This window comes from Leptotrichia sp. oral taxon 215 str. W9775 (assembly GCF_000469505.1).
GTDB lineage: Bacteria > Fusobacteriota > Fusobacteriia > Fusobacteriales > Leptotrichiaceae > Leptotrichia_A.
The window spans coordinates 1-5,656 of the sequence record NZ_KI272854.1 but is presented as its reverse complement, the minus strand read 5'-3'; the positions used below and the strand labels follow the sequence as shown (position 1 = coordinate 5,656).

General features: G+C 30.2%; 11 protein-coding genes. All 11 read left to right on the top strand.

Annotation, left to right across the window (positions count from 1 at the left end):
* On the top strand, window positions 1-434 hold a 434-nt coding region (locus HMPREF1984_RS11555), incomplete at its 5' end, for a hypothetical protein (protein WP_021767167.1).
* A gap of 1 nt (window position 435) precedes the next feature.
* A complete protein-coding gene (locus tag HMPREF1984_RS10960; RefSeq protein WP_051314485.1) occupies window positions 436-1,692 on the top strand; it encodes a DnaB-like helicase C-terminal domain-containing protein in 1,257 nt (418 codons plus the stop codon).
* Window positions 1,682-1,819, top strand: coding sequence for a hypothetical protein (locus tag HMPREF1984_RS11375; protein ID WP_021767165.1), 138 nt, complete (start codon window positions 1,682-1,684; stop codon window positions 1,817-1,819). The genes HMPREF1984_RS10960 and HMPREF1984_RS11375 overlap by 11 nt, the downstream gene beginning before the upstream one ends.
* Before the next feature lie 31 nt (window positions 1,820-1,850).
* Window positions 1,851-2,468, top strand: a complete 618-nt coding sequence (locus HMPREF1984_RS06590) for a hypothetical protein (protein ID WP_198011767.1) — start codon at window positions 1,851-1,853, stop codon at window positions 2,466-2,468.
* The gene (locus HMPREF1984_RS06585; protein ID WP_156894257.1) at window positions 2,359-3,006 is read left to right on the top strand and encodes a hypothetical protein; all 648 of its coding nucleotides are present in this window, start codon (window positions 2,359-2,361) and stop codon (window positions 3,004-3,006) included. The genes HMPREF1984_RS06590 and HMPREF1984_RS06585 overlap by 110 nt, the downstream gene beginning before the upstream one ends.
* A 4-nt stretch (window positions 3,007-3,010) precedes the next feature.
* The gene (locus HMPREF1984_RS06580; RefSeq protein ID WP_036100094.1) at window positions 3,011-3,205 is read left to right on the top strand and encodes a hypothetical protein; all 195 of its coding nucleotides are present in this window, start codon (window positions 3,011-3,013) and stop codon (window positions 3,203-3,205) included.
* Between the two features lie 8 nt (window positions 3,206-3,213).
* On the top strand, window positions 3,214-3,540 hold the full coding sequence (locus tag HMPREF1984_RS06575; protein ID WP_021767161.1) for a DUF3310 domain-containing protein: 327 nt from the start codon (window positions 3,214-3,216) through the stop codon (window positions 3,538-3,540).
* Window positions 3,533-3,916 (top strand): hypothetical protein, encoded by a 384-nt coding sequence (locus HMPREF1984_RS06570; protein ID WP_021767160.1) that lies wholly within the window; start codon window positions 3,533-3,535, stop codon window positions 3,914-3,916. The genes HMPREF1984_RS06575 and HMPREF1984_RS06570 overlap by 8 nt, the downstream gene beginning before the upstream one ends.
* Before the next feature lie 2 nt (window positions 3,917-3,918).
* Window positions 3,919-4,392: a nucleoside triphosphate pyrophosphohydrolase family protein gene (locus HMPREF1984_RS06565; protein ID WP_021767159.1), complete on the top strand. Its 474-nt coding sequence runs from the start codon at window positions 3,919-3,921 to the stop codon at window positions 4,390-4,392.
* 209 nt (window positions 4,393-4,601) lie between these two features.
* Window positions 4,602-5,321, top strand: a complete 720-nt coding sequence (locus HMPREF1984_RS06560; RefSeq protein ID WP_021767158.1) for a hypothetical protein — start codon at window positions 4,602-4,604, stop codon at window positions 5,319-5,321.
* Window positions 5,322-5,400: 79 nt separating this feature from the next.
* Window positions 5,401-5,574, top strand: coding sequence for an AbrB/MazE/SpoVT family DNA-binding domain-containing protein (locus tag HMPREF1984_RS11190; protein WP_021767157.1), 174 nt, complete (start codon window positions 5,401-5,403; stop codon window positions 5,572-5,574).
* Window positions 5,575-5,656: the final 82 nt, after the last annotated feature.

Sequence of the window (5,656 nt, the reverse complement as noted above, 5' to 3'; positions counted from 1 at the left end):
GGGCAAAAGTGACCGTACACCAGGGGCAAAAGTGCACCCCTAATAATACACAAGAACAATACACAATTAACAATACCCAAATAAAAGAAAAAAATAAAAAAGGAAATATAACTGAAAATCTATTAGATTACATAGAAACTTTAGAGATTGATTCAGAAAAGAAAAAAATCTTTAAAGAATGGGTAGAGTACAAAAAAGAAAAGAATCAGTATAAAAACACTAAGTCAATAGATATTCTGATAAAACGGTTTATCAAATACTCTGTACAAGAGTTAAGAGATATCGTAGAAAAATCAATAATGAACAACTATTCGGGAATTTTTGAACCTAAAGAAATTAATAAAACGGATCAGGGAAACAACAATGAAATTTCAAAAATGACTCCTGAAGAACGAGAAAAAATGATAAAAGCTAAATACTTTGGAGGTGCTTAAAATGAATCATAGAACTAAACTGGAATATATGTTGCTTGGAAGACTTATGGTATTCCATGAAAATATAGAACTTGCACTTGAAAAAGGCTTAAAAGCTGAATGGTTTTCAAGGGAAGAACTTAAAAAAGTATTTATTCAGATGTCAGAAATGTTTCAAAATACAGGACAGTTTGAAGTTTCAGGAATAGAAATTTCTGATGAACTGTTAGATGTACTGTATGATTATGGTTCTTTTATCACTTCGGTAAATATTGCCATAAGAGAACTAAAAAAAGAATATCATAAAGACTTATTCCAAAACAAAATCAAAGAAATAATGGAAAATGAAGAACTGACTACTGAGCAGAAATCATTGGAAATCAGGGAGTTATCAGAAAAAATAAATGAGGAAGAAGACGAAAGTTATAAATTTCTAAAACCTCAGGAATTGCTTAAAAATTGGGCAGAAAAAATTGAAAATAAAGTTATGAATGGTGTTAAAAGTCCATTTCCTAACATGCAGAAATATTTCAATTTTTTAGGGGGGCAGTTAGTCATAATTGGTGCAAGACCTTCAATGGGTAAAACAGCACTGGGACTTACGTTTTTTAAGGAAACGGCTAAAAGACATAATTCGTTATTTGTAAATTTGGAAATGAATGAAAGTGAAATAACTGAAAGGATTTTAGCAAGTGAAGCTGATGTTCCACTTAATAGATTGAGTTTCAGGGAACAGACCGATAGGGAAACTTTTGCGATAAGTGAAGCAATTGCAACTATTGACAATATGCAGTTTGATATCCTTTATTGTCTAAAAATGGACTTTGAAGTGATTGTTAATAAGATCCGTATTGCACACAAAAAAAATCCTTTTAAGCTTGTTGTAATTGACTATCTTACTATGATGAGAAGTGGAAAGAAGTTCCAAAATAGGAATTTGGAAGTTGAATATATGGCAAATGCCCTTAAAATGCTTTCGAAAGAGCTTAATACCTGTATCGTAGTACTTGCACAGCTTAACAGAAGCAATGAAGCAAGGACTGGGAAAAATAAAAAGCCTGAAATGTCAGACTTAAGAGATTCAGGAGGAATAGAACAGGCGGCTGACATTATAGGTCTTCTATACAGGGAAGACTACTATGATGAAGAAATGAAAAATGAAGATTTTGTGTTTTTGGAAATGCTGATAAGAAAAAACAGGCAGGGAAGAACAGGGGACATAACATTTGGATTTCAGAAGTCAAGTCAGAGAATAAGTGGAGGTAGAGATGAAAACTAAATATCAGATTATAACTGAACTGGAAGACAGAAATATTGAAATTGACAGAGAAATAGACAAACTAATTCAGGAAAAGCTGAACAACAAAGAGAAAATAGAACAGTTGAGCAGTTTTAACAAGAGATAAAATGGCAAAGAAAAGCAAAAAGCAATTAGTTTTGGATGAACTGAAAGAATTTGTGAGAGATTCATTTAACAATTTTGACTTCATGATAAGTCCTGATGACTTTGCTTTGAAATTCATAACAATCAAAAAGCAAAGCAAACATTTAAGATTTATCAGTGATGAAAATATTATTTTCTCTGAAATACTGGAAAATCTAGGCAAGGATTTTCTAAACGAGATGGTATATTTTCAAATGATACTGAAAAGAATGAATCATGTCTTTCAGAAAATAAAAGATACAACATACCTTTTTAAGAGCGACTTCATAAGTTCTGATGTTATAGAAAAGGCTAAAAATCTTTATTACAGCTACAACGAAGATGTTAAAAAATTTGATGATATTTTCGGATCTTATTTGTCTTTGTATGCTTTAGCGAAGAAAAATCAGGAGCTTATAGAATACAGAGATGAAAAAGGAAAACAAATTGAAGAAATGTACAAAAATGATAATCTTTTAATTCACAAGTCAATTGTTGTTTTTGAAAAGACTGAAAAAATAATTGCCAACAAAATTTGGAACGGAACTTTGGATTGGAACTGGAGGGAGAAAAATAGGAAAATATTGGACTACAGGAGAAATAGAAGATTTGAGGATTCTCAAAACAATTGAAGGGCTTACTAATAAAGAAATTAGCAATATTTTAGAGAGAACGGAAGCATCAATTTTCTCTAAAACTAAAAAATGTAAATTGTTAAAATTTGAAAACTGGACAAAACAAAGTGATGAATTGCTTGAAAAACTTGTTTTTAATACATATCGAAAAATAGAAGAAATTGCTAGGAAATTAGGGAGGACAGAATTAGCAACAAAAACAAGAATGAAAGAGTTATTTGGAAGCAGTAGCATACAAAAACTTAGAAATTTAAGTTTTTTGAATAACTCTGAAACCAGGTTTATGGAAAGCGAAATAGAGTTTCTGAAAAAAAATTATTATAAAAAAGGTGCAAAAGAATGTGCAAAAATTTTAAAAAGAACAAGTCAATCTATAGTAAAAAAAGTATACAAATTAAAAAAACATGGAGTTGAATTTGAGGAGCAATTTATTCCGAGATTTAATGGAAACATGCGGGGATATGTGATTTATTCTAACAAAACTGGGAAAATAATAAAAAGATATAATACTCTTGAGGAATGGGCGAGGGATTAGATTAATGAGAATAAAAATCTATTTCATGGAAATTATTGACCTGAACGATGGAGTACATCAGATAAAGTCAGATGATTATCAGAAAATATGGGATTTTGTAAAAAGACACAGGGGTGCAATTAAGAGTGTACATTCTGGAAGTAAATTAGTTTCGGAAAAGAAATTCGAGGAAATCAAAAAAGAAGAAAATTTTAAATAGGAGGAATAATGGAAATAAATTATTTAGAAATCACAGATGACATGACATCTGAAGAAATAGAAAAAGCGATAGATGAATTTCTCGAAGAGAAAAAAGTTTTAAAAAAGGATTCAGAGAAATTTAAAAGCCCAAAACATTATCAATTAGAAGGATTAAATGTTGGGAGCATAGAAGTGATAAAATCGGTACTAGGGCAAGAGGGATTCAAGTCATTCTGCAAGGGGAATATTTTGAAGTATTTAATCAGAGCAGAAAAGAAAAATGGCTTAGAGGATTACAGAAAAGCTAAAACGTATTTAGACTGGTTTTTGAAAGAGTGTGGAGAGCATGATTAAGCTTGAATTACCAGTTTACTGGCAGACTAGAAAGAATAAAATAACTCTAATGAGCCTAAACTGGTACAGGAATGAGAATGAGCATGTTAAGAATAAAATAAAACATGAATATCATGACCTGATAAGATTGAAGCTTTTAAAAAACAAAGAAAAAATAAAAGGTAAATATCAGGTCCGATACCGTTATTTCTACAAAAACTCAGGAAGTGACCTCGAAAATGTAGCTTCAGTAATTGGAAAATTTATGAATGACGCATTAAAGGAACTGGGAATAATTGTAGACGACAGTGTTAAATATTTAGTCAATAGTCAACTGATAGTTGACAGTTGCGATAAAAAAAATCCTAGAATGGAAATAGAAGTGGAGGAAATATAATAATGGAACGTTGGAATAAATTAGTTGGAATGGTAAAAGAATTTTATATAGCATTCGGACAGCAGGAATTTTTAGAAAAAGAAATGACTGTTGATAGAATGAAATTAAGGGAGAAAATGTTCAAGGAAGAACAGACAGAATATGAAGTTGCAGAAAAACAAAATGATATAGTTGAAAAATTAGATGCTGTATGTGATATGTACTACATACACATAGGAACATTACTGGAAAAGAATAGAGGAAATGTTGAAAAAGTTGCATTAAGGATATTTTTTCTGGAAGATGAAAGGACTAGAAAAATCTTTAAATGGGAAGTGGAAAATGGTTTTGACAAGATTCTAAGCCAAGCCTTTGAAGAAGTTCACAGAAGCAATATGTCAAAGTTAGGGTTGGATGGGAAACCGATATATAGGGAAGATGGGAAAATAACAAAAGGACCGAATTTTTTTCCACCGAATTTGAAACAATTTTTTTAAGGGGGAGTTATGGAAATACTGACAAATACAAAGTTCTTACAGACAGTGGTAATGCTTTTTAGCCTTTATCTGCTGTATAGAATGAATAAGAAATAATCAAAATCAACAAGGACAATGGCAATTTAATAACTGTGAATTAATCTCAAATACTTGAAAATATTGAGGAGTTTATAGAGTAATGAAAAATAAATAAAAAGGAGTAAATAAAAATGAATGAGCTAACGATAAAAAACATTAAAGAAAATATAACAAGTTTAGAATTATTGAAAAAAATAAATAAATTGAGAAAAGAAGAGGGAGCAAGAAAAGAATTAAGACACGATACCCTTTTAAATATTATTAGAAAAGAATTTAACTCAGAAATTAACGCCCAAAAAATATTGGAGGTTAAATATATAGATAAAAAGGGAGAAAAACGACCAATGTTTATTTTAACATTGAAACAAGCATTAAGAGTTTTAACTAAAGAAAGTAGATTTGTAAGAGGAAAAGTATTTGAATATATTGAAAAGCTGGAAAAACAGAATGAACAATTGAAATTAATGTTATTGAATAGAAGTAACAGTGAATGGCTACTGACAAGACAGGAAGGAAAACTCACAAGAAGGAGAGAGACTGACAGGATAGCGGAACTTATACCATATGCGGAATCACAAGGAAGTAAAAATGCGGACAAACTGTATGTGGTTTATTCAAAGCTGGTAAATAAACTGGCTGGAATTAAAGGTGGAATGAGGGAGAGTGTTAATGTTGAAACTTTATTGCATATCAAAAAGCTTGAAGATTTATTTTCTGAGATTATAGCTGAAAGAATGAAAGGTAAGGTATTCTATAAGGAAATTTATTCAGAATGTAAAGAACTAGGCTCACAACTAATGAAATTCATGAAACTAGATATAAAAGCTTTGACTGTAAAAAAGGCTATCTAAAAATATTTTTAAAAAATATGTTGACATTACGTGTCTAATAATATATAATAAGTTAGACACGTAAGATAAGGAGCAGAAAATGGAAAAAAGAGATGTTAATATTTCTTTTTACAAAGCTGGGAATGGTGGAATTTCTAATAGAATTACTCTACCAAAAAAATGGGTAGAAAAAATTGGAATTACACCTGAAAATCGAGCTGTTGAAATTGTTTTAGATGAAGAAAACAATTCAATTGTAATTAAAAAGAAATAAAAAAAGCTCCCTTAATCTTACGATAAAAGGAGCATACAGTATAACACTGTCTAACCACCTTTATTATACTGTATAAACTCCA